Genomic DNA, 23,654 nt, shown 5'->3' with positions numbered 1-23,654 from the left:
ACCATGGACGACCGTTCGCCCTCCTCGCCCGCCACCCGCCCCGCCACTGCCACGGCAGCCGGCCAGGCACCGGCCCTGATCGCCAAGGCCGCACTGCGCCGCCTGGCCATGGCCAAGCTGGAGCCCACGCCCGAGAACTACGCGCGGGCCTATCTCGTCGAGTCCGGCGGCAGCGAGGCAAGCGCTGCACCGGCCGCGGCGGCAGACACCCTCCCCGAGCGCGCCCAACCCGTGGTCCAGCGCCTGCTGAGCCTGGGGCTCAGTGAGATCCAAGCCCGCCAGGACGTCATGGCCATGCTGCGCGAGTCACGCTGGGACGAGGCCCAGCGCGTCCTCGAGCGCTTCCAGCAGAGCGCCGGCCCGGCCGTGCTGGCCGACGGCATGGCCGGCGTCACCGAACGCCTGGTGCGCGGCCTGGAACGAGGCGGGCGCCAGTGGACCCTGGCCCGCAAGAAGGACGGCCTGCAGCGCGTGCTGGAGTCCAACCGCAGCGACCCGCACCGCCTGCTCAACCGCCTGCGCCAGCTCCTCACCAGCTGGGACAGCGACACCAGCGACGTCGGCGTCGATGTGCAGGAGGTGGCCGCCGAGGAGCCGGGTGGCACGCCCAGCCAGTTCTTCAGCGAAGACGAACTCCAGCTGGACACCAGTGCCCTGGACCGCGAGGCCGGCCCACAGGCCTGGCCTCTGGTGGGCGAGAGCCTGCATGAGACCGTGCAGCACGCCCTGCCCGCCATGGACGAGCGCGCCGACGCCTTGAAGCACGAATTGGAAACGGCCCTGGCCAGCCTGCGCGAGCAGGGCGCCACGCCGCAGCGCGCCGAGTCCATGGAGGCCCTGTGCGTGCGCGCCCGCCGCATGCTGGACCACCGCCACCATCTTTTCGGCCAGATGGGCGAGCTCTGCCGCGCGCTGAGCGCCAGCCTGGTCGAGCTGGCGGAAGATGACTCCTGGGCCCGAGGCCAGTGCGAACTGATGACGCAGGCTCTGGACACCGGCCTCAGCTCCCGCGGCGTGCGCATGGTCAGCGAGATGCTGGAAGGCACGCGCGAGCGCCAGAAGAGCCTGCAGGCCGAGCGTGCCCGCGCCCGCGATTCGCTGAAGCTGCTGATCCACCGCATGCTCGAGGAGCTGGGCCAGCTGGGCCAGCACACGGACCGTTTCCAGAGCAACGTCAGCCGCTATGCCGACGTGATCGAAAAGGCCGACACGCTCGAGAGCCTGGCCGGCGTCGTGCGCGAGATGGTCGAGGAAAGCCGCACGGTGCAGACCCTGGTCCACAGCACGCAGCAGCGCTTGAGCACCGAGCACGAGCGTGCCTCCGAGCTTTCGAAGCGGGTCGATGAGCTGGAGGTCGAGCTGCGCCGCCTCTCCAGCGAGGTCCAGACCGACCAGCTCACCAAGATCGCCAACCGCCGCGGGCTGGAGGCGGCCTTCAACACCGAGCAGGCCAAGCTGGAACGCGAGGGCACCGTGCTGGCCCTGGCGCTGCTGGACGTGGACAACTTCAAGAAGCTCAACGACAGCCTGGGCCATGCCGCGGGCGACGAGGCCCTGAAGTCCCTGGCCGCGCGGGTCACACAGATGCTGCGCCCCGGCGATCTGGTCGCTCGCTATGGCGGCGAGGAGTTCGTGCTGATGCTGCCCCGCACGCCCCTGGACGAGGCCCAGCAGGTGCTGACGCGGCTACAGCGCTCGCTGTCCGCGGCGCTGTTCATGCACGAGGGCAAGGACGTCTTCGTGACCTTCTCGGCCGGCATCACGCTCTACCGTGCCGGCGAGACCCTGGAAGTGGCCCTGGACCGCGCCGACGAAGGCCTTTACGAGGCCAAGCGCACGGGGAAGAACCGCGCCTGCATCGTCGAGTGAGCCAGGGTGCCCGGGCTTGCGGGCGCGGGCTCAGAAGCTGAAGGCCAGGCGCAGGCCGCCCCAGTGCCGGCCCTGCACCCAGATGGGCGCCGAGGCCTCCTTGAGCAGCACGAAGCGGCCGCCGCCCATGTCGCGCCGGTAGGTCTGCAGCAGGAAGGGCCGCTCGTTGCGCGCCGAGGCCAGGCCCGTGCGGTCATTGAAGATGCGGCGATAACGGCTGTGGGCCGTGTTCCAGACCACATCGCCAGGCCGCTGAGGCTGACAGTACTGGCGGTTGTGGGTCGAGACATAGCCATTGCGGTCCACGGCGATGCAGTAGACGACCTTGTCCGAGAGCTTCAGCTGCCGCTCCTGCACCTGCGGGAAGAGCTGGTCGGCCAGCTCGCAGAAGCGCGCGAGGTGCTGCTGAGGATTGCTGCCCGGCACGGGCTGGTAGTGTTCGTCGAAGAGGTCCTGCAGGCTGATACGCCCTTGCTTCACCGCCGTTTCCAGCAGCTGACCGATCTCCTGCGCGGCCTGCTGGGCCCCCTCGATGTAGAGCGCGTCGTCCACGCGCACACCGGAGGAGGCGATGCGCTCGATCAGGTCCTCGGACAGGCGCAGGAATCGGTCGCTGCAGGCGAAGGCGGACTCCAGGTGCCGCAGGGCCAGGGCCACCTCGCCGCCCAGCTCGGCGGCGCGTTCCGCGAGGGCGGCGGTGGTCTGCTGGCTTTGGTCGGCGGCCTGGGCGATGCGCTGCACGTCGGCATGCACGGTGCCGAAGGCGGCATGGATGCTGCTCTGCTCATGGGCCTGCCACCCTTCGCTGCTGAGCTCGCGGCTGAAGCTGTCGATGCGGGCATCCAGGGCGCCGACCGTGCCCATGATGGACTTGGAGCTCTGCTCGACCTGGGCGGCCAGGTCCTTGACGGCATCGGCCACCACGCCGAAGCCGCGGCCGGCCTCGCCCGCCCGCTTGGCCTCCACCGAAGCGTTGAAGGCCACTAGACGGGTCTGCAGGGCGATGCGGGTGATTTCAGAGGCGGCATCCGAGACCTGGCGCAGCGTCTGCACGATGCCCCCCACTTCGGCGCCGATGTTCTGCAGGGCCAGGCGGGCCTGCGCCACGGCCTCGATGGATTCTGCCGTGGCCAGGGCGATGCCCTGCTGGGCCTGCTGGACCAGCTGCAATTCGTGGCCCAGGGCCTGCATGGCCTCGCGCTGGGCAACGACCACTTTCTGCGTGTCTTCCAGCGCGCCGCGCACCTCGGCGGCATCGCGCCCGAGGCTGGACACCGGCTGGGCCAGCGAGCGCACCAGAGCCTGCGCGTCTGCAGTCTTGCCAGCCGGCTCGGCGGCTTGCGGGGTTTGCGCCGGCTCTCGAGAGCCGGACTGCCACCAGGACTTCATGCGGATTCCTCTCCAGGCCGGACCCGGCCGTCTGGGGAGAAGTTTTACCAGTCGCGCAGCTTTACGCGCAAGCGGGCGATGGCCTGACTGTGCAGTTGGCAGACCCGGGATTCGGTCACTTTGAGCACCGCCGCGATTTCCTTGAGGTTCATGTCGTGCTCGTAGTACATGCTCATCACGTACTGCTCGCGCTCGGGCAGGTTCTTGATGGCGGCGACCAGGGCCTCGCGCATGCGATGGTCCTGCAGCTGCGCCATGGGATTGTTGCTCTCGTCGACCACGTGACGATCGAGGTAGTCATCACTCCCCTCCTCGCCACTCATGTCCTCCAGGTAGACCAGCTGGGTGCCGCGCACCTTGGACAGCATGTCCTGGTAGTCGCCCAGGCTGAGCCCCATCTCGGCAGCGATCTCGGATTCATGCGGCGCGCGGCCCAGCCGCTGCTCCAGCTTGTGGACCGCCGTCTCGATGGAGCGCTGCTGGCGGCGCGTGCCACGGCTCATCCAGTCACCGCCGCGCAGCTCGTCCAGCATGGCGCCGCGGATGCGCTGGGTGGCGAAGGTCTCGAACTGCACGCCCTGTGCGGAATCGAATCGCGACAGCGCATCGGTGAGCCCGATCAGGCCCACCTGGATCAGGTCGTCCAGTTCCACATTGGCCGGCAGCTTGGCGATCATCTGGTGAGCCAGGCGACGGACGAGACCGCTGTACTGCTGGATCAGCGCAGAGTTGTCGAGGCGGCCTTTGGCGGTATACATCTTCAGCTCCTGCAACATCAGTTGGCGGCCACCGCCGGCCGCGCCGGACGGAGATTCACCAGGGGCCGCAGCGGGCGGGCCTGCTGGGCCGCATCCGGCGCCAAGCCCTGGGGCACGACCGCCAGGAGCTCGCGGGCCAGGTGCCGCACTTCGGGCGACAGCGGGGCCGTGGGCGGCGTGCGGGGATCCATGCAGGCCCAGTCACGCAGCACGGCGCCCAGGAAGCCATCGCCGCAGCTGCTGATCTGCTGGGCGATGCGCTCCGCCAGGCGCAGCTGCGGGTGGCAGGCCATCAAGAGGCTGTAGACCATGATGCCGGCGCGCTGGCTGAGCCACTTCATGCCGGCATAGGCGTGGGTGACGCTGCGGGCGTCGGTGTCGGCCAGCAGCACCGGGCGCAGCTCGCGGGAATTGAGCACGCGGGCCAGCTCGGCGGCCGGCGCATGCAGGATCATCACATCGGCCTGGGGTGCCGCCTCGCTGAGGGCCTGCAGGAATTCGGCAGCGGACCCGTTGGCATTGATGTAGCGCAGCGGCAGGCCGCGCGCGGCCAGGTAGCTCACCTGGCGAGACAGCCGTTCCACACAGGCCGAGAGGTCCACAGCGGCCATCTCCGTGGCTGCCGGGGACAGCTCGCCCGCATCGACCACCAGGGTCTGCAGGCCCATCTCGGAGAAGGCGGCGCACAGGCCTTCCAGCAGCACGCCGGAGTCCAGCACCTCGGGGTTGCTCACCACGGGGATGAAGCGGACACGTGAGGCGGCAAAGAGCTTGCGCAGGCCGTCGGCCTGGTCTTGCGGGGTCTTGCTGAAGGGTGGCTCGCGCATGGGGTGGTCTCGATGGGTTCGATGACTCAGGGGCGGGTCAGTGCACGCCCGGGGCCGTGGACTGCACGGCGGCCAGCGCGGGGCCTCCGGCAAAGATCAGGTTCACATCGGCGCTGTCCATGCGCCAAGCGGCGTGGGCCTGGCTGCGCAGCGCGCGCTGCACCAGGGCCGTCGCCGACAGGCGATGCCAATCTTCCGGCACCCGCTGCCCGTTGGCAACGCCAATAATGCGCAAACGATGGCGAATCATGGTGTCCAGCGCGGGCGCCAGCTTCACGGCTTCGTCGATCTTGGACAGCACCACGCCCTGGCAGGTCTGGGCGCGCCAGGCGCCGGCCACGTCCTCGATGGTTTCGCCCTGCTGGGCGGCATTAACCACCAGGATGCGGCGGATGCTGGGGTGGGCCAGCATCTCCAGCAGCTCGTGGGTGCGGCTGTCGCGCTGGGCCATGCCGGCGGTGTCGATCAGCACCATCTTCTTGCCCGACAGCAGCTCCAGCAGGTCTTCCAGCGAAGCGCGGTCATGGGCCGTGTGCACGGGCACGCCGAGGATGCGGCCGTAGGCGCGCAGCTGCTCGTGGGCGCCGACGCGGTAGGCATCCAGCGTGATCAGGCCCAGCTGCGAGGCGCCATGGCGGGTCGCGAAGGCGGCGGCGATCTTGGCCGTGGTGGTGGTCTTGCCCACACCGGTGGAACCGATCAGGGCGAAGACACCGCCCTGCTCCTCCAGCGGCAGGTTGGTCTCGTCGGTGATCAGGTTGCGGGCCAGCACCTGCGCGGCCCACTGGGTTTCATCTGCGCCTTCCTTGCCCTCCAGATGCGCCGGGCAGCCCTCGACCAGCTTGCGCACCAGGGCGGGCGAGAAGCCCACGTCCAGCAGGCGCTGCGTCAGGCGGGCCTGCACGGGCTGGCGCTGCAGCTTCTCCATGAAGGCCAGGGCGCCGAAGCGCTCCTCGATCAGGCCCTTCATCGAGCGCAGCTCGTTCATCATGTCCTGCTGGTCGCGGCGGGCGGTGCCGGGCATGTCGGAGAGCTGGGGCATGGGGCGCTGCTCGGCGGAGATGCGGATCTCATCGCGCAGCACGGGCGGGTTGCGGCGCGGCGGTTCAGCCACGGGCGCAGCCGGGGTGTCCAGGCGGCGGGCGTTGAGCGTCTGCATGGCGGACTGCGCGCGCTGCTGGCGGGCGGCGGCCATGGTGGCCAGGCTTTCGGCGGCGGGCAGCTCGGGGGCCGCAGCGGGCAGGTCCATGGGATCGGGCTGGCCGTTGAGCTCGGCCTGGCGGCGCTTGAGCATGCGCTCGCGGACATAGTCCTGGAAGCTCAGGGTGCTCATGGCCAGGGTCTGCACATCCTCGTCCACGGGCTGGCCGAAGCTGGGTTCATTGCGCTCGGCCACGCGCTGGGCCAGGCGGGCGCTGCCGGCCATGGTGGGCACGGGTGCAGCGGCGGGGCGGGCCTGCACGCGGGCCGGGCCGCGGGCTTCGGCGCGCGGCGCGGTGGCGGCCACGCGCTCGATCTGGTTCATGCCCTCGGGGGCCATGGCCAGCACCTCCACGCCTCCGGCGCAGGGCTTGTTGGACAGCACGACGGCATCGTCGCCAAAGGCCTGGCGCACCAGCGCGAGGGCCTCGCGGGACGTACGGGCGGTGAAGCGTTTGACGTTCATGCGGCCTCCAGACAAGGCAGGGCATCAGTCATCAGGGCGCGGGCGCTCATGCGGCTGCTCCGATGATGGATCCGATGCGGATCGAGTGGGTCTCGGGAATCTCGCTGTGGCCCAGCACCTTGAGGCGCGGGGCGGCACGGCGCAGCAGTCGGGCCAGCGGCGCACGGATCAGGTCCGGCACCAGCAGGCAGGCGGGCACGCCACGATCCTCCTGGGCCTGGCTCTGCTCGGCCGCGCTGCGGGCCAGCGTGTCGGCCACGCCGGGGTCCAGCGCGGCGCCATGGGGGGAATTCAGGGCCTGGGTGACCAGGCGCTCCAGCTCGGGCTCCAGGGCGATCACGTCCAGCTCCTTCACGGGGCCGTAGATCTGCTGGACGATGGCCGGAGCGATGTGCACGCGGACGCGGCGGCCCAGCTCGATGGGATCGTTGGTGGCGCCGGCGTTCTCCGCGATGGACTCGACGATGGAGCGCATGTCGCGGATGTGCACGCCCTCTTCCAGCAGGAACTGGAGAACCTTTTGCAGTGTGGCGATGCCAACCATCTTGGGGATCACGTCTTCGATCAACTGGGGTTGCTGCTTGGTGAGGTGGTCCACCAGCTGCTGGGCCTCCACACGACCCAGGAGACGGGCCGCGTGAACTTGCATCAAGTGTGAAAGATGGGTGGCAATGACAGTCGAACAATCAACGACGGTAAATCCGGCCATTTGGGCCATTTCCCGCTGGCGCTCCTCGATCCAGGTCGCGGGCAGGCCGAAGGCGGGATCGGTGGTGGAGGTGCCGATCAGCTTCTGCGTGGCATGGCCGGGGTTGATGGCGAGCCACATGCCGGGATAGGCCTCGGCCTCGCCGATGACGGCGCCGCGCAGGATCAGGCGGTACTGACTGGGGCGCAGCTCGAGGTTGTCGCGGATGTGCACGGCCGGCGGCAGGAAGCCCACCTCCTGCGCGAACTTGCGACGCACGCCCTTGATGCGTGAGAGCAGGTCGCCCTCCTTGGTCTTGTCCACGAGGGTGATCAGGCGGTAGCCGACCTCCAGGCCCAGCACATCCACGGGCTGCAGGTCGTCCCAGCTGGCCTCGGCATTGGCTTCGGGCGGCGGAGGCGGCATCTGTTCGGCCTTGGCTTCCTGCGCCAGCTGCTCCTTGCGCTTGAGCCACCAGGCCAGGTAGCCCAGGCCGGACGCGATCAGCAGGAAGACCACATGCGGCATGCCCGGGATCAGGCCCAGCATGCCGATGACGCCGGCGGTGATGGACAGGCTCTTGGCCGAGCCGAAGACCTGACGGCCGATCATGGTGCCGATGTCCTTGTCCTTGCCGACGCGCGACACGACCATGGCGGCAGCAACGGAGATCAGCAGGGCCGGCACCTGGGCCACCAGCGCGTCACCGACGGCCAGCAGGATGTAGGAATCGGCCGCCTGGCCGGCGGACAGGCCGTGCTGGGCCACGCCGATGATGAAGCCGCCAATGATGTTGATGAAGAGGATCAGGATGCCCGCCACGGCATCACCGCGCACGAACTTGCTGGCACCGTCCATGGAGCCGAAGAAGTCCGCTTCGTCGCTGAGCTCGGCGCGGCGGCGCTTGGCTTCCTTCTCGTCGATCAGGCCGGCGTTGAGGTCGGCATCGACCGCCATCTGCTTGCCCGGCATGGCATCCAGCGTGAAGCGCGCCCCGACCTCGGCGATGCGCTCCGCACCCTTGGTCACCACGATGAAGTTGATCACCACGAGGATGGCGAACACGATCAGGCCGACGGCAAAGTTGCCGCCGATCAGGAAGTGGCCGAAGGACTCGATCACCCGGCCCGCAGCGCCCGTGCCGGTATGGCCTTGCAGCAGCACCACGCGGGTGGAGGCCACGTTCAGCGAGAGGCGCATCAGCGTGGTCAGCAGCAGCACCGTGGGGAAGGCCGCGAAGTCCAGCGGCTTGAGCATGTGGGCCGCCACCATCATCACCATCACAGCCATGGCGATGTTGAAGGTGAACAGCAGGTCCAGCACGAAGGGCGGCAGCGGCAGCACCATCATGGACAGGATCATGATGATGGCGATGGGCGCGCCCAGGGCGCCGACGATCTGCGCGCGCGGGCCGAGCATGGCCTGCAGTTGAGCCATCAGGGCGTTCATGCCTCATCCTCCAGAAGATCGGCATCGGCGGGGCGATGCGGCTTGTTGTGCGGGTCCAGCTCGGGCGGCACCTGCGGATCCGGCATCTGCGTGGGGGCCTGACCCTGCCCGGCCATCGCGGCCTTGAGCTGGTACACATAGGCCAGCACCTGAGCCACGGCGGCGAACAGGGCGGCGGGGATCTCGCGGTCCACCTCGGCGTGGGCGTAGAGGGCGCGGGCGAGCATAGGGGACTGCAGCACCGGGACCTTGGAGTCCTTGGCCAGGTCGCGGATACGGAAGGCCAGCAGGTCGGTGCCCTTGGCCACGACCTTGGGCGCGGCCATGCTGCCCTCTTCGTACTTGAGCGCCACGGCGTAGTGAGTGGGGTTCATCACCACCAGGTCGGCGGTGGGCACGGCAGCCATCATGCGGCGCTTGGCCATCTCGCGCATGCGGGCGCGCATCTTGCCTTTCATCTCGAGGTTGCCCTCGATCTCCTTCATTTCCTGCTTGGCCTCTTCGCGGCTCATGCGCAGGCGCTTGAGGTAGAGATGGCGCTGCAGCGGGACGTCGATGATGGCAAACAGGGCCAGCGCCAGGCCCAGCAGGGCCAGGCCCTGCATCAGCTGCTGGCCGGCGTAGGCAATGGCGCTGGGCAGGGGCACGGACATGATGCCCACATAGGCCGAGATGCGGTCGCGCAGCACCATGGCTCCCACGCCGCCGAGCAGCAGGGCCAGCAGCACAGCCTTGAGTGCCTGACCCAGGTGCTGCCACTGGAACAGGCGCGCCAGGCCCTGCAGGGGATTAAGGTGATCGAAGCGCGGTGTGAGGGGCTTGAGGGTCCAGTTCCATCCGCCGGCAGCCACATTGGCGGCCACGGCCACGACCATCAGCAGACCGCAGATGGGCAGCAGGAACAGCAGCGCCTGCATCGTGAGTTCACCCAGGCGCTCGCCCATGAAGCCGGGGCGCTGCAGCAGCTGGGCGTCGAAGCGCAGGCCGTGCTGGATCATCTTCTGCAGCCAGTCCAGGGCCTGGGGCGCACCGGCGGACAGCAGAGCGCCGGCGCTGACCAGCATGGCGAAGTGCGGCAGGTCACGCGAGCGCGGCAGCTGGCCCTCGGCCCGAGATCGTTGGATCTTCTTGGCCGATGCCGGTAAGTTGCGGTCCTGTGCGTCTTGGTCTGCCATGGCGTGATGCCACCGGACGGGACGGTCCGGGGGATGGCGACATTCTTGGCCGGCGGACGGGGGAACTTAAGCCGGATAAGCGGGGGGAAAGGGGCGGTGATCAGGGCTCGCGGGCCACGCGCCGTCGCACCCATTCGGCGGGCCGGCCGCCTGCGCCGACTGGAGCGTCGCCGGGACCTCGCGCCAAGGCCAACGCGAAGGTCGAGGTGACAAACAAAAAGCCCGCCGGTGCATCGCACTCAGCGGGCTGTGGAAGGTCCGGCGCCACCTGATGTGGCCGGCCGGGCCGGAGGACAACTAGGGGTCAGAAGCCCAGGCTGGCCAGCAGGTCGTCGACCTCGCTCTGGTTGGCCACGACGTCGGTGCGGCCTTCCGGATTCACGACCGGACCCTGCAGGATGTTGGGATCCACCTTCTCGCGCTGCTCGGGCGGCACCACCTGCACCAGCAGCTTGACCAGGCTGTCTTCGAGATCATTGGCCAGGGTCACGACCTTGGCCACCACCTGGCCGGTCAGGTCGTGGAAGTCCTGGGACAGCATGATGTCCGTCAGGTGCTGGTCGATGTGGGCGGTGGAGTCCTCGACCTGCTTGACGAAGTTGAAGACGGCGCCCGAGGCCACGGCCTTGACCGGGTCCGCCGTGATGGCCTTGGCCATCTCCGCCGTCGCGGCCGAGATCTTGGCGTGCTCGCTCTTGGCCTGGTCCACCGAGTTCAGCACCTTGTTGGCGGCCTCGGCGGTCTTGTTGGCGATGTAGGTGAGGCGGCTGCGCGCGTCGGGCAGGCCGTCGGTGGCGGTCTGGAGCTTGGGCATCACGCCCAGCTGCTGCATGGTGTCGTGCAGCACCCGCGTGATGGTGCCCAGCTGCTGGAACACCTCCGGCGAGACCATCAGGGGGTCAGTACCTGCGCCCAGCTTGGTGAAATCTTCGGCTTTCATGGCCTTCTCCCTCAAGCGGCCGCGGCCAGCTTCTGCATGATCTTCTGCACCTTCTCTTCCAGCGTCGCCTTGGTGAAAGGTTTGACGATGTAGCCGGCGGCGCCACTCTGGGCGGCCAGCACGATGTCTTCCTTGCGCGCTTCGGCGGTCACCATCAGCACCGGCAGGTGCTTCAGCGAGGCGTCTTCCTTGATGGCCTTGAGCAGCTCGAAGCCCGTCATATTGGGCATGTTGATGTCGCTCACCACAAAGTCGAACTTGCCGTTCTTCAGCATGTTCAGGGCCTCGACGCCATCCTCCGCCTCTTCGGCATTGTTGTAGCCGATCTCCTTCAGCAGACCGCGCACGATGCGGCGCATGGTCGAGAAGTCATCGACGATCAGAAATTTCATGTCAGTGCTCATGGCGTTCCTCGCAAGGGGCTTGAGGGCTGGTCGAACCTGGTTCCTGCAGCGGGCCTGACCGGCGGTGGCGAGGGCCTGCTGCGACGGGACGTTTCAACGCTTCTTTACGGTTTCTCGGCCGCTGATGCTGCATTGTCGGCCGGTTCGTCCTCGTTGTCCGGCAGATTTTTCAGCACCGCGTCTTCCGCATCACGGTTCATCACGATGATGCTGATCCGGCGGTTGATCGGGCTTCGGGGATCGTCGGGCTCCAGCAGCTTGCTCGCCGCCAGGCCCTGCACGCGCAGCACCCGCGACTCCGGCAACCCCCCGGACAGCAACTCCCGCCTGGAAGCGTTGGCGCGGTCCGCCGACAGCTCCCAGTTGCTGTATCCCCGCTCGCCCCCCGAGAAGGGCTGAGCATCAGTATGCCCCTCCAGCGTCAGGCGGTTGGGCACCTCCGCGAGGACGGCGCCAAGTTCGCGAAGTAGTTCTCGCATATAGGGTTTGACCACGGCGCTGCCGCTGTCGAACATGGGACGGTTGTTCTCGTCGACGATCTGGATGCGCAGCCCCTCGCGTGTCATTTCGAGACGGATCTGCCCCCCCAGTGATGCCAGGGAGGGGTTGTTGGCCAGCACCTCCTTGATCTTGTCCTTGAGCTCCTGCAGACGGGTGCGCTCGGCACGGCGCTGCTCCTCCTTCAGGGCACGCAGATTGATGGTGTGGCGCGGGGCGTCGACATCACCGGCCTTGACCTGCCCCGTCTGGCGGGTCAGGTCTTGCCCCCCGCCCTTGATCACGTGCGAGGAATCACCCGAGCCCGAGCCGCCGCTCAGGGCCACCTTCAGTGGCGAGGAGAAGTAGTCGGCAATGCCCTTCTTGTCGCCCTCCGTCGTGGAGCCCAGCAGCCACATCAGCAGGAAGAAGGCCATCATGGCCGTCACGAAGTCGGCATAGGCGATCTTCCAGGCGCCACCATGGGCGCCATGGCCGCCCTTCTTGATCTTCTTGATGATGATGGGCTGGAGCTTCTTGGCGTCACCGGCCATGGTGCTGCCCTCCCCTGGCGTTGGCAGGCATCGAGGAACTCAGCCTCATTTCTTGCCCTTCACGTGGCTCTCGAGCTCGGTGAAGCTGGGGCGGTCGCCCGAGTACAGCACCTTGCGGCCGAACTCGATGGCCACCTGCGGCGCATAGCCCTGCATGCTGGCCAGCAGGGTGGTCTTGATGCACTGCAGTTCCTTGCCGGCGTCCTCCACCTTCTGCTCCAGCAGGCCGGCCAGCGGCTCCGCGAAGCCATAGGCCAGCAGAATGCCGAGGAAGGTACCGACCAGGGCCGAGCCGATCATGCCGCCCAGCACGGCCGGGGGCTGGCCCACCGAGCCCATGGTGTTCACCACACCCAGCACGGCGGCCACGATGCCGAAGGCCGGCAGGCCGCCTGCCAGGCGGTTGAGGGCCGCCACGGCGGCATGCTCTTCCTGGTGATGGGTCTCGATCTCGGCGTCCATCAGGGACTCGATCTCGTGGGCGTTGAGGTTGCCCGAGACCATCATGCGCAGGTAGTCGGTGATGAACTCGGTCACGTGGTGGTCGTTGCCCACCGTCGGGTACTTCTGGAACAGGGGCGAGCTGTGCGGGTCCTCGACGTCCTTCTCGATGGACATCAGGCCCTCCTTGCGGGCCTTCTGGAGGATGTCGTACATGAGCGCCAGCAGCTCCATGTAGCGCGCCTTGCTGAACTTGCTGCCCTTGAAGCACATGCCCAGGCCCTTCATGGCGCCCTTGACCACCTTCATCTGGTTGTTGGCCAGGAAGGCACCGAAGGCGGCCCCGAAGATGGTGATGAACTCGAAGGGCAGTGCATGCAGCACGACGCCGATATTGCCTCCGTGCGCGATGAACACGCCGAAGATGCAACCCATGGCAATGAGCCAGCCGACGATGACGAACATGGTGTGTGAATGCTGCTGTGTCTGAAGCCCTTATCGGCCATGCGCCCGGGCTCTTGAGCGAGGCCGGTGCACCATCTCCCCGGCAGACCGCCAAGAAGCCACGGCCCGGGCCGATGACGAGGGTTCAGAAACGATAGACATGAACGGAATGACGCCCCGCGAGGGGCTGGTTCAGTATGGCAGGCGTGCCCGGCAGCGGAAAGTCCAGGCTGATCAGCCAGGCACCGGACTCAAGTTCTGCACGGGCCTTGGCTTCGGCCTGCGCCATGCTTTCGGGCCGCTGGAAAAGGTAGACCAGCTGGTAGCCCGCCCAGGGCTGGGCCCACATATCCGCCCGCCGGACGCGGGCCCAGGGATGACGCAGCCGGCAGGCCAGGGCCAGCAAGGGGCTCCATTCCACGCCATGGATCTCTGCGGCGGGGAAACAACGGTGCAGCTCGCGCAGGCCGCCGCCCAGGCCGCAGCCGGCATCGAGGATGCGGGCCTGGGGCGGCAGATCGACATGGGCAGCCAGGGACGCCAGCGCGCCGGCAGGCGTCGGGAACAGAGGGGCATCACGCCAGGTGCTGCGCGGGTACATCAGGACCAGCAGCCCCAGAGGCAGCAGCCAGCACCAGGCCGGCAGGCCTGCCAACCCCTGGTGCAGCAGCAAGGAGGCGGCAAAGCCACCCAGCACCATGAACCGGCGCCAGCGGCGCTCATGCAGCCAGGCCAGGCCCGCGACCGGCATCAACGCGCCCACCAAGGCCCACAGGGGCCCCAGCGGCTGAAGCGCCGCCAGCAGCAGCCAGCCCAGCAGCCAGCACAGAAACGCCGACGCCGGCCACAGCCGGCGGGTCCAGGCGCGCGCCGCCGGCGGCACCTGCTCGGCGCCCGGCGGCGTGTTCAGGGCAGATTCCGCAGCTGATCGTTTCTGCATCACCACCCTGCCCTGATTCAATGCATCTGGATCGCGCCCTGCGCGCGGCCCTTGCCGGCGCGGGCCGGCGGGTTGCACAGGCCGCAGACGTAATGGCGGGAGATCTCGTGCGGGTGGGTGACGAAGTGACCGCCGCACTTGCAGCACTTGGTCATGGTCAGCATGCCGTTGTCCACGAACTTCACCAGACGCCAGGCGCGAGTCACCGACAGCAGCGGCTCCAGCCCCTGGGCCTGCACCTGCTCCAGGTAGAGCTGGTAGGCCTTGATGACCGTGTCGATCTCGTCGATCTCGGCCACCTTGTTCAGGTATTCATGCACGTTGAGGAACAGCGAGGCATGAATATTGGGCTGCCAGGTCATGAACCAGTCCGTCGAGAAGGGCAGCTGGCCCTTGGACGGCGACTTGCCGGAGACTTCCTTGTACAGGCGCAGCAGGCGCTCATACGACAGGTCCGTTTCCGATTCCAGCACCTGCAGGCGGGCACCCAGCTGGATCAGGGTGACGGCGCGCTCGATCTGGCGGGCTTCGGTCAGGATGGACTTGCTGCGCATGGTTGGTCTCCAGTCTATTCAAACTACTCGGTTCATCTAGGCTGCAGTTCGATCCCGCCCACGGCGGGCTCGTACTGCGTATTGAATGGGCCGGCGCCGGGCCGCCCCAAGCCGGCCCCCTTGCAGTTCATATACGCCCCCAGGCGGCTATGAACTGCACCCCCTCGGGGGGTGGTCGCCCGTACCCGGGCGACCGGGGGCCCCATGTCATGCGGCTTCCTGGTGCCGGCCGGCCAGGAGGATGGAGGCATGCAGGCGGGACACATGGTCGTTGGCCGCCGGCTTGCCATGGCTGGTCAGCAGGCCCCACACCAGGTCGTCGTCCATGCGGAAGCGGCACAGCAGGGTGTTGCCGGAGGAGATCTTCATGATCTGGGCCGGAGTCAGGGTGGCGATCAGAGTCGCGGTCTCTTCCGAGATGCCCAGGCGGAACAGGGCCTGCTCGCGATCGGTGCGGATCAGGCTCTGGGCCAGCATCAGGTACGACAGATTGGCTTCACGGATCTCGGTGAGGATTTGATCGGCATTCATGTCGGGCTCCTGTGTCGCTTCAATTGCGTGTCAACGTGAGACGAATTGTGAAGAGCACAACTGGAACGAAACATCAGCCCATTTCCGTCGATGAAGTCCCGGTATTTCTCAGCCGCTTGTCAGGCAAATTCCTACAAGCCTGTCGGCCGCACCAAAGAAGAAAGGCCTGCTGCACGGGGGCAGGAGGCCTTTTCGGGGGCATGCCGACCCTGGAGCCGGCTGAGAGGGCGGGCTTGTCAGCCTTGGGATGACAGGCCGGACGCCTCGTTGGCGCGAGCCTGCAGCCGGGCCAGTTCAACGCGCACCAGACCCACCAGCTCGGGAGCCTCGCGTTCCAGGCTGATCAGGCCCTGCCCAGTCAGCAGCTGGGTGAGCACCTCCAGCGCGGCTGCCTCTTCGCCCAGGCCCGCCAGGGCAAAGCCCAGGGTATAGAGGCTCGCGCCATGGTGGGGAGTGATGACCAGGGCCTCGCGGGCATAGCGCGCCGCATGCACCAGCTCACCGGCGCTCAGCAGCAGGGCGGCCATATCGCTCAGCAGCTCGTGGCTCAGCGGCTCCTGCTCCAGTGCGCCTGCGAGCAGGGCCAGGCCCTGGCCCACACGGCCGCGGGAGGCCTCGGCGAAGGCCGCGTTGCGGGCCTGAGCCAGCAGCCACTGGGCTTCGGGGTTGGGATTGATCATGGCGGCGGGCAAGGCCTCGCGCGCGCCTTCAGTATGGGTCGAACGCATGTGCATCTCCTGCAGATAGGCCGTGCGGGCCGTTGAAAGGGACGCAAACAATGCATGGCCTGCCATCGCTGACCGGCAGGGGCAGGCTTATCGTCCGCGTTGGCGCCCACTTTAGGGATCGCCCCTCCCCTCCAAAGGCTTGAAAAGCGGGGTCTGCCGGCTTCATCTCGGCGCCTGCCTCGTCCGGCGCGGGCCGAAATAGCAGACAGGGCCCCGCCTCCAGTGGCATGAGGGCGCGGCCCCCGCAGCGTGCTCCTGACGCTCACCTCTTGCCTTCTTCCACCTGTGCCGCGGCGACGACGCGGCTCCCTTTCAGCAAAGGACGCCCGAGTCCCTCCAGCCCCACCCGACGCCAGACCGGCATTTCTTCACAGTCCAGGCCCGCTCCCGCCTGAATTCAAAACGAAGAAAAGCACGGCAAGTCCCCCGGCTATTCAAAAGATCACAGGTCTTGACAAAAAGCCCTCAAGTTCCGACTGGGGGGCTCCGATAGCCATTCCAACGGGTCTGGAAACAGGTTCCGTGGTCCGGTTAGGAGGCCGAGAACGGGCACCTCGATGGCAAGACGAGGTTCCGGCTTCAACGGTTGACTAGCGCCGGGCGGTGCAGAGCGGCAGGTTCGCCTGTCGAGCTGCAAGCACGGGTGTCAGTACCCGGGCACCCGAGTCACGTCGGCGCTAAGCCGGGGTTCTTCAAGCTGAAAGGAGCACATCATGCCCGCCGTCATCAATACCAATCTGCTGTCGCTGAACGCACAGCGCAACGCCAACACCGCGCAGTCTGCGCTGGCGGTGTCCATGCAGCGCCTGTCCTCTGGCCTGCGAGTCAACTCTGCCCGTGACGATGCCGCCGGTCTGGCCATCGCGGAACGCATGAATTCCCAGGTCAAGGGGATGAATGTGGCCATCCGCAATGCCAACGACGGCATCTCCCTGGCGCAGACGGCTGAAGGCGCACTGGGCAAGGTCAACGACATGCTGCAGCGCATGCGTGAACTGGCCGTGCAGTCGGCCAACGGCACCAACAACACGGACGACCGCACCGCGCTGAACAACGAGTTCTCGCAGCTGCAGAGCGAAATCACCCGTCTGACCAACAACACCACGTTCAACGGCCAGGCCACCCTGACCACCACCACCTCGTTCGACTTCCAGGTCGGCGCGAACGCGACCAGCAATGACGTCATCTCGATCTCCGGGCTGAACATGCTGGGCACGACCACCGCCGCCGGCAAGAACGACGGTGCGCTGGCTGAAGTGACCAACGCCACCAACACGGACATCCTGGCCGTCGGCGCCGCCGGCACCGGCACGACCTTCGACGCCTACGCCGGCGCCACCAAGGGCGCCCTGGACTCGGTGGCGAAGATCGACCTGGCCATCGCCCAGGTGAACGTGGCACGGTCGACCTTCGGTGCAGCGCAGAACCGCATCGACGCTGCGATTTCCAGCCTGCAGGTCTCGGTGGAGAACCAGTCTGCCGCCCGCAGCCGCATCATGGACGCTGACTACGCCATGGAAACCGCCAACCTGAGCCGAGCGCAGATCCTGCAGCAGGCCGGCACGGCGATGATCGCCCAGGCGAATCAGACGCCCCAGCAAGTGCTGTCGCTTCTTCGATGACCCTGGGCCAGCCCCGCTGGCCCTGAGCTCCAACGCTGCGACGACCGTCGAGGTCAAAGGGCAAAGCCCGCCAGCGCAAACACCCTAACAGGCCGCCAATCACCCCGCTTTTCAGGTGATTGAGCGGCCCCTCTTTTCAAGGTCTGACCTCAAGCGCATCCACATCGGTCCGATAACCCTCTCAACGGGTCCCAGCTCGTTAGCGACAAGCGACAGCGGCCACCGCCTCTCCTCTCGAGAGCGCACCAGGCCGGCAGCGCAGGCACATCGCCCGCACTGTCACTGAAGCGGCCGCGACGCTGGTCTGCTTGGGCTCGGTTTCCATTCATCGGTACTGAAAGGATCGCGTCATGCCTCAAATCATCAACACCAATCTGCAATCGCTGAATGCCCAGCGCAATCTGTCGATGTCGCAGAACTCGCTCTCTGTGAGCATGCAGCGCCTGTCGTCGGGCCTGCGAGTCAATTCCGCCAAGGACGACGCCGCCGGCTTGGCCATCGCCGAACGCATGAACACCCAGGTGCGCGGCATGACCGTGGCCATCCGCAATGCCAACGACGGCATCTCGATGGCGCAGACGGCCGAAGGCGCGCTGGGCAAGATCGGCGACATGCTGCAGCGCATGCGTGAGCTGGCCGTGCAGTCCGCCAACGGCACCAACAACCAGACCGACCGCGAAGCGCTGAACAACGAGTTCACCCAGCTGCAGAGCGAAATCACGCGTCTGGCCGCCAACACCTCCTTCAACGGACAGCCCGTGCTGACGGGCACCACCGGCTTCACCTTCCAGGTGGGCGCCAACGCCACGACCAACGATCAGATCACCATCACCGGCGTCGACATCACCGGCACGACCACCAGCGCCGGCACCAATGCCGCGGCCCTGGCCGAGGTGATCAACACGACGAACACGGACATCCTGAACGTCGGCGCGGCCGGCACGGGCGCCACCTTCGACGTCTACACCGGCGCCACCCAGGGTGCGCTGGACGCCATGGCCAAGATCGACCTGGCGCTCTCGCAAGTGAACACGGCACGCTCGACCTTCGGTGCGGCGCAGAACCGCTTCGATGCGGTGATCTCCAGCCTGAACGTGTCGGTGGAAAGCCAGACCGCCGCCCGCAGCCGCATCATGGATGCCGACTACGCCTCGGAAACCGCCAACCTGAGCCGCGCCCAGATCCTGCAGCAGGCTGGCAATGCGATGGTCTCCCAGGCCAACCAGCTGCCGCAGCAGGTGCTTTCGCTGCTGCGCGGCGGCTGATCCCGGCGTCGCAAAGGCGCCCCGCAGGAAGGCAGCGTCTCGCCCAGGGCGGGGTGCTGCCTTTTGTTTTGGCGGTGGTTTCACCCCTTTATCGGGAGTTTGGAGACGCTCGAGCACTTTCAGAATTCGTCCAACACGTCAGGAATTCCCGGCGTGGATTCCGGAGCCCTCCGGATCGCAGTCAGGTTCAGTTCCGGCCTGCTGCCTTTCGCGGGGCGACTCCGAAGACCTCGGTCCTGAGCGCGCAGAGCGCCGGATCGGCGTCCTCGGGGTCCGAACCCTCCGGCAATTTGCAGGAGTGCTCAAATGCCCCAGACCATCAATACCAACATCGCCTCGTTGAATGCGCAGCGCAACCTGAACATGTCTCAGGGGATGCTGAGCGTCGCGATGCAACGCCTGTCCTCCGGCCTGCGAGTCAACTCGGCCAAGGACGACGCCGCCGGCCTCGCGATTGCGGAACGCATGAACACGCAGGTCCGAGGCATGACGGTGGCCGTGCGCAATGCCAACGACGGCATTTCGCTGGCGCAGACGGCTGAAGGCTCGCTCGGCAAGATCGGCGACATGCTGCAGCGCATGCGTGAGCTGGCGGTGCAGGGTGCCAACGGCACCAACAACGTCGACGACCGCTCCGCGCTGAACAACGAATTCCTGCAGCTGCAGACCGAAATCGGACGGCTGGTGCGCAACACCACCTTCAACGGCTCGCAGATCCTCACCGGCGCGGCGACGACCTACACCTTCCAGGTGGGGGCCAACGCCACCACGGACGACCAGATCCAGGTGGCGGTGAGCGACATGCTGACCACCACCACGGCAGCGGGCAAGAATGACGGCGCGCTGGCGGCGGTGATCGACACCACCGCCACGGACATCCTGAACCTGGGCGCGGCCGGCACCGGCACGACCTTCGATGTCTACGCCGGCGGCACGCAGGGCGCCCTGGATTCGCTGGCCAAGATCGACCTGGCACTGGCCCAGGTCAACCTGGCCCGCTCCACCTTCGGTGCCACGCAGAACCGTTTCGACGCCGTGATCGCCAATCTGCAGGTCGCGGTGGAGAACCAGGCCGCCGCCCGCAGCCGCATCATGGACGCCGACTACGCGCAGGAGACCTCCAGCCTCTCGCGGGCGCAGATCCTGCAGCAGGCCGGCAATGCCATGGTCGCGCAGGCCAACCAGCTCCCGCAGCAGGTGCTGCAGCTGCTGAAGGGCTGAGCCACCAGGCGGCAGCCTGCAGGCCGAGGCGGTTTCCCGATGCTTTCGGGAGACGGTCTCGGCCTGCGGGCGCTGAAAAACGCAAAAAGCCCTAAAGTTCGCTCCGACCCTGCCGAAGAGGGCTTGGGGCAGTGTCTTTTTGAGAGGATGCCATGGCGAGCATTACTTCAGTGGGGATTGGCAGCGGATTGAATGTCGAGGACATGATCTCGAAGCTGATGTCCGTCGAACAGACACCCATCAACAACATCAAGAAGGCCTCCGCCGGCCTGCAGACCAAGATCTCGGCCTATGGGCAGATGCAGGCCGCGATGTCGGCCATGCAGACCGCCGCCCAGAAGCTGAGCGACCCGGCCACCTGGTCCGCCTCCTCGGCCAGCAGCTCGGACGCCACCGCCGTCACCGTGAGCGGCCCGAGTGCCGGCACGCAGAGCCATGTGATCACCGTCAGCCAGCTCGCCACAGCGCAGAGCGTGGCCAGCGGCGTGTTTGCCAGCGGCACCAGCACCGTCGGTGAGGGGACGCTGACCATCGCCCTGGGCAGCTGGGAAGGCGACCCGCCCGTGTTCACCGGCAAGTCGGGCAGCAGCTCGATCAACGTCAGCATCACCGCCACGGACACGCTCAACAGCATCCGCGACAAGCTCAATGCAGCCAATGCCGGCGTGGTGGCCAGCGTGGTCAGCGATGCCGCGGGCACGCGCCTGGTCATCCGCTCGCGTGACAGCGGGCAGACCAACGGCTTCCAGATCAGCGCCTCGGACCCCAGCCTGGCCGCGCTGAGCTACGAAGGCCCGGCTGCCGGCGGCATGAGCCTCAAGCAGAGCGCGGGCAATGCCACCTTCAACATGGACGGGCTGGACCTCAGTTCCGAATCCAACACCCTCACCACCGTCGCCGACGGCCTCACGCTGACCCTGCTGAAGACCAGCACCACGGCCGTCAACATCGGCAGCAGCACGGACACTGCGGCCATCAAGAAATCCATCACGGACTTCGTCACCGCCTACAACGGCCTGATGAACCTGATGCGCGACCAGACCAAGTACGACTCGGCCACCAAGACCGCCGGCACCCTGCAGGGCGATGCCAAGGCCATTTCGCTGCAGCAGATGCTGCGCAACCTCAGCGGCGGCTCGACCACGCTGGGCGGGGCCTTTGCGCGCCTGGCCGACATCGGCCTGGACCCCGGCCAGAACGGCACGCTCACCGTCAACAGCGCCAAGCTGGACAAGGCCCTGGGCAATCTGGGCGACCTCAAACGCTTCTTCAGCGCGGTGGACCTGACCGACGCCAGCCACAACGGTTTTGCCAAGAAGTGGAACGAATTCGCCAGCAAGAACCTGAGCACGGACGGAGCCATCTCCGTGGGCCAGACCGGCCTGCAGAAGCGCATCAAGGAAAACGACAAGCAGATCGACCGCCTGCAGGACCACCTGGACCTGATGGAGAAGCGCCTGCGCGCCCAGTACACGGCGCTGGACACCAAGATGGGGCAGCTCAACGGCCTGTCGGCCTACGTGACGCAGCAGTTCTCCAACAAGTCCTCTGGCTGAGGCGCTGTCCGGCCTGCTCTGACAAGGCGCCCCGCGGGGCGCCTTTTTCATTCACACTGTCCACTCACAAACCCACTGGTTTCCCCGTGCAATTCGTCGCGTCGCGGAGGCTCAAGTTTCCCGGCGGAAGGTCGAAAAATGTCTCAACACGGCCCAACAGAGAACTGAGCATATGTACGGCAACTCTTCCCCCTTCGCATCGCGCACGCATCGGGCCAGCGCCATGTACAGCAAGGTCGGTCTGGAAACCGACGTGCTGAATGCCAGCCCGCACCGCCTGGTGACCCTGCTGTTCGATGGCGTGCACGACGGCATGACCCAGGCCATCGGCCACATCCAGGCCGGCAACCACGAGATGAAGAACCGCAGCCTCGGCCGCTGCGTCCGTATCCTGGACGAAGGGCTGAAGGCAGCCCTGAACCTGGAATCCGGCCCCCTGGCCCGCGACCTGCGCGACCTCTACGCCTACCTGTGCATGCGCCTGACGCATGCCAATCTGCACAGCGACATCGCCACCATCCAGGAATGCCAGCGGCTGCTCCAGCCCATCCGAGAAGCCTGGCATGCCATCGGCGAACGCGGCGAAACCAAACGAGTGGCCTGAAGCATGCGCGTCAAAACCACGACAGCCCGCCCACCCAGCATTCCGGACAGCCCCATGAACACCCACCTCATCAGCTACTACGAAGCGATCGAACAGGCCAGCGCCGACATGCTCTCCGCGGCCCGCTCGGGCAACTGGGATGAAGTCGTCAAGCTGGAAGGCGCCTGCGTGCTGCTGATCTCGCAGCTCAAGCATGCCGCCCAGCGCGAGCAGCTGGCGCCCGAGGAAAGCCAGCTCAAGACGCGCATCATGCAGCGCATCCTGCTCAACGACGCGGAGATCCGCCACCTCGCCGAGCCCTGGCTCGATGATCTGGATCAGGTGCTCAGCGGCAAGTTCAAGACCGTACACTGAAGACTTCGAAGCGCACCCCGGTGCGCTTCTTCACATCACGGCCGCCGCCCGATGGCGCGGCAGGCCGCCCGCTGCAACTGGTCCGCCCCGATGAGCCTGCCCGACACCGCCGCCACCTCCGCCCTCGATGACCCGCAGCGGGAGAATTACCGGATCAGCGCCCCCGTCGAGATTGCGGCCTACCTGCGTGAGCTGATGAGCGAGCAGGCACGGGTCTACTTGCGCAATCCGGAAGGGGTCGACCTGCACACCACCCTGTGCGTGCTGGACGCCCGGACCGGGCTCATGGGCTTCGACCTCCCCAGCAGCAGCAGCCAGGCGGAATCCCTGCTCGAGAGCGACGAGATCACCGCCACGGCCTACCTGGCCTCGATCCGGCTGGAGTTCGAGCTGGAGCAGCCCGTCATCGTGCGCGATGGCGGCGGCAGCGTGCTGCGTGCCGCCCTGCCCCAGCGCCTGTACCGCTTCCAGCGCCGCCAGACCTTCCGGGTCCAGCCCACGGGCGTGAACTATCCGCTGCTGCAGCTGCGCCACCCTCTGCAGGGTGAGCTGCTGCGCCTGCGCGTGCTGGACGTGAGCATGGGCGGCCTGGGCCTGCTGCTGCCGGGCGACCAGCCCGAGCTCCCGCCCAACCAGGACCTCGGCGGCTGCGTGCTGGAGCTGGACCGAGACACCCGCCTGGAAGTGGGCCTGCGGCTGCTGCATGTGACGCAGCATGCCGAGATCCAGAGCGGCCGCCACCTGGGCTGCGCCTTCCAGACGCTGCCGCCGGAGACGGCACGTGCCCTGCAGCTCTACATCGACCAGACGCAGAAGCGGCGCCGCCAGATGCGGCTGTGAAGCCCCACTGACCGGCCCGCGGCAGGCCTCAGACCTGCATGTTCATGATTTCCGAGTAGGCCGAGACCAGGCGGTTGCGCACCTGCAGCGTGGCCTGGAAGCCGATCTGCGCCTTCTGCATGGCCACCATGGTCTCTTCGAGGCTGACCGTGGGGTTGTCCAGCTGGACCTCGCGCTGCAGGCGCTGGGCCTCGTTCTGCTGGGTGCTCACCGACTGCATGGCCTTGACCATGGCATCGCCAAAGCTGGCGCCACCGGTGGGGCGCGTCTGCGTCACCGGCTGGCCGTTGCTGCTCATCCCGGCGCGGGCGACGGCGGCTGCGAAATCAAAGGGGCGAAGCTTGAGGTCCATGGCATC

At 67.1% G+C, this 23,654-nt stretch carries 23 protein-coding genes; 8 read left to right on the top strand and 15 right to left on the bottom strand.

What is annotated here, in order from left to right; genetic code table 11:
• Positions 1-3: 3 nt before the first annotated feature.
• Positions 4-1,869 carry a GGDEF domain-containing protein gene (locus tag O9Y01_RS22010; RefSeq protein WP_269633800.1) on the top strand — a complete coding sequence of 622 codons (1,866 nt, stop codon included), beginning with the start codon at positions 4-6 and terminating at the stop codon, positions 1,867-1,869.
• 30 nt (positions 1,870-1,899) lie between these two features.
• Here O9Y01_RS22010 and O9Y01_RS22005 read toward each other — a convergent pair whose 3' ends face one another.
• The 14 genes from O9Y01_RS22005 to O9Y01_RS21940 form a co-directional block, all read right to left on the bottom strand.
• Positions 1,900-3,258 (bottom strand): methyl-accepting chemotaxis protein, encoded by a 1,359-nt coding sequence (locus tag O9Y01_RS22005; RefSeq protein WP_269633799.1) that lies wholly within the window; start codon positions 3,256-3,258, stop codon positions 1,900-1,902.
• A gap of 44 nt (positions 3,259-3,302) precedes the next feature.
• A complete protein-coding gene (locus tag O9Y01_RS22000) occupies positions 3,303-4,016 on the bottom strand; it encodes an RNA polymerase sigma factor FliA (protein ID WP_269633798.1) in 714 nt (237 codons plus the stop codon).
• Between the two features lie 17 nt (positions 4,017-4,033).
• Positions 4,034-4,843, bottom strand: coding sequence for a MinD/ParA family ATP-binding protein (locus O9Y01_RS21995; RefSeq protein ID WP_269633797.1), 810 nt, complete (start codon positions 4,841-4,843; stop codon positions 4,034-4,036).
• A gap of 37 nt (positions 4,844-4,880) precedes the next feature.
• Positions 4,881-6,509 (bottom strand): flagellar biosynthesis protein FlhF, encoded by a 1,629-nt coding sequence (gene flhF, locus O9Y01_RS21990; protein WP_269633796.1) that lies wholly within the window; start codon positions 6,507-6,509, stop codon positions 4,881-4,883.
• Between the two features lie 46 nt (positions 6,510-6,555).
• Entirely contained in the window at positions 6,556-8,646 is a 2,091-nt protein-coding gene (flhA, locus tag O9Y01_RS21985) for a flagellar biosynthesis protein FlhA (RefSeq protein ID WP_442952789.1), read from the bottom strand.
• Entirely contained in the window at positions 8,643-9,821 is a 1,179-nt protein-coding gene (gene flhB / locus O9Y01_RS21980; RefSeq protein ID WP_269633795.1) for a flagellar biosynthesis protein FlhB, read from the bottom strand. Before flhB ends, flhA begins: the two co-directional genes overlap by 4 nt.
• Before the next feature lie 304 nt (positions 9,822-10,125).
• A complete protein-coding gene (locus O9Y01_RS21975; RefSeq protein WP_183105257.1) occupies positions 10,126-10,761 on the bottom strand; it encodes a protein phosphatase CheZ in 636 nt (211 codons plus the stop codon).
• A gap of 11 nt (positions 10,762-10,772) precedes the next feature.
• A complete protein-coding gene (gene cheY / locus O9Y01_RS21970; RefSeq protein ID WP_183105258.1) occupies positions 10,773-11,165 on the bottom strand; it encodes a chemotaxis response regulator CheY in 393 nt (130 codons plus the stop codon).
• A gap of 104 nt (positions 11,166-11,269) precedes the next feature.
• Positions 11,270-12,196, bottom strand: coding sequence for a flagellar motor protein MotB (gene motB / locus O9Y01_RS21965; RefSeq protein WP_269633794.1), 927 nt, complete (start codon positions 12,194-12,196; stop codon positions 11,270-11,272).
• A 45-nt stretch (positions 12,197-12,241) separates the two neighbouring features.
• Positions 12,242-13,102 carry a flagellar motor stator protein MotA gene (gene motA / locus O9Y01_RS21960; RefSeq protein ID WP_269633793.1) on the bottom strand — a complete coding sequence of 287 codons (861 nt, stop codon included), beginning with the start codon at positions 13,100-13,102 and terminating at the stop codon, positions 12,242-12,244.
• A gap of 124 nt (positions 13,103-13,226) precedes the next feature.
• The gene (locus O9Y01_RS21955) at positions 13,227-14,021 is read right to left on the bottom strand and encodes a class I SAM-dependent methyltransferase (protein WP_269633792.1); all 795 of its coding nucleotides are present in this window, start codon (positions 14,019-14,021) and stop codon (positions 13,227-13,229) included.
• 17 nt (positions 14,022-14,038) lie between these two features.
• Positions 14,039-14,575: a flagellar transcriptional regulator FlhC gene (gene flhC / locus O9Y01_RS21950; RefSeq protein WP_183105262.1), complete on the bottom strand. Its 537-nt coding sequence runs from the start codon at positions 14,573-14,575 to the stop codon at positions 14,039-14,041.
• A 207-nt stretch (positions 14,576-14,782) separates the two neighbouring features.
• Positions 14,783-15,106 carry a flagellar transcriptional regulator FlhD gene (gene flhD, locus O9Y01_RS21945; protein ID WP_183105263.1) on the bottom strand — a complete coding sequence of 108 codons (324 nt, stop codon included), beginning with the start codon at positions 15,104-15,106 and terminating at the stop codon, positions 14,783-14,785.
• 236 nt (positions 15,107-15,342) lie between these two features.
• The gene (locus O9Y01_RS21940; protein WP_269633791.1) at positions 15,343-15,834 is read right to left on the bottom strand and encodes a hypothetical protein; all 492 of its coding nucleotides are present in this window, start codon (positions 15,832-15,834) and stop codon (positions 15,343-15,345) included.
• Between the two features lie 713 nt (positions 15,835-16,547).
• On the opposite strand from O9Y01_RS21940, the gene O9Y01_RS21935 reads away from it, so the two are divergent.
• The 7 genes from O9Y01_RS21935 (at position 16,548) to O9Y01_RS21905 (ending at position 23,296) form a co-directional block, all read left to right on the top strand.
• Positions 16,548-17,456: a flagellin N-terminal helical domain-containing protein gene (locus O9Y01_RS21935; protein WP_269633790.1), complete on the top strand. Its 909-nt coding sequence runs from the start codon at positions 16,548-16,550 to the stop codon at positions 17,454-17,456.
• A gap of 350 nt (positions 17,457-17,806) precedes the next feature.
• Positions 17,807-18,721: a flagellin N-terminal helical domain-containing protein gene (locus O9Y01_RS21930; protein WP_269633789.1), complete on the top strand. Its 915-nt coding sequence runs from the start codon at positions 17,807-17,809 to the stop codon at positions 18,719-18,721.
• Positions 18,722-19,027: 306 nt separating this feature from the next.
• Entirely contained in the window at positions 19,028-19,942 is a 915-nt protein-coding gene (locus tag O9Y01_RS21925) for a flagellin N-terminal helical domain-containing protein (protein WP_269633788.1), read from the top strand.
• A gap of 152 nt (positions 19,943-20,094) precedes the next feature.
• The gene (gene fliD, locus O9Y01_RS21920) at positions 20,095-21,498 is read left to right on the top strand and encodes a flagellar filament capping protein FliD (RefSeq protein WP_269633787.1); all 1,404 of its coding nucleotides are present in this window, start codon (positions 20,095-20,097) and stop codon (positions 21,496-21,498) included.
• A 172-nt stretch (positions 21,499-21,670) separates the two neighbouring features.
• Entirely contained in the window at positions 21,671-22,102 is a 432-nt protein-coding gene (fliS, locus tag O9Y01_RS21915; RefSeq protein ID WP_269633786.1) for a flagellar export chaperone FliS, read from the top strand.
• Positions 22,103-22,156: 54 nt separating this feature from the next.
• Positions 22,157-22,456, top strand: a complete 300-nt coding sequence (locus O9Y01_RS21910) for a flagellar protein FliT (RefSeq protein WP_183105270.1) — start codon at positions 22,157-22,159, stop codon at positions 22,454-22,456.
• Between the two features lie 90 nt (positions 22,457-22,546).
• The gene (locus O9Y01_RS21905) at positions 22,547-23,296 is read left to right on the top strand and encodes a flagellar brake protein (protein WP_269633785.1); all 750 of its coding nucleotides are present in this window, start codon (positions 22,547-22,549) and stop codon (positions 23,294-23,296) included.
• A gap of 28 nt (positions 23,297-23,324) precedes the next feature.
• Here the strand turns inward: O9Y01_RS21905 and fliE are convergent, their stop codons facing one another.
• Entirely contained in the window at positions 23,325-23,648 is a 324-nt protein-coding gene (gene fliE, locus O9Y01_RS21900) for a flagellar hook-basal body complex protein FliE (protein ID WP_269633784.1), read from the bottom strand.
• Positions 23,649-23,654 lie beyond the last annotated feature (6 nt).

It is taken from the genome of Pelomonas sp. BJYL3 (assembly GCF_027257975.1).
Lineage (GTDB): Bacteria > Pseudomonadota > Gammaproteobacteria > Burkholderiales > Burkholderiaceae_C > Roseateles_B > Roseateles_B flavus.
Note: the sequence above shows the minus strand (reverse complement) of the source record. Positions and strands in the feature narration are given on the sequence as shown.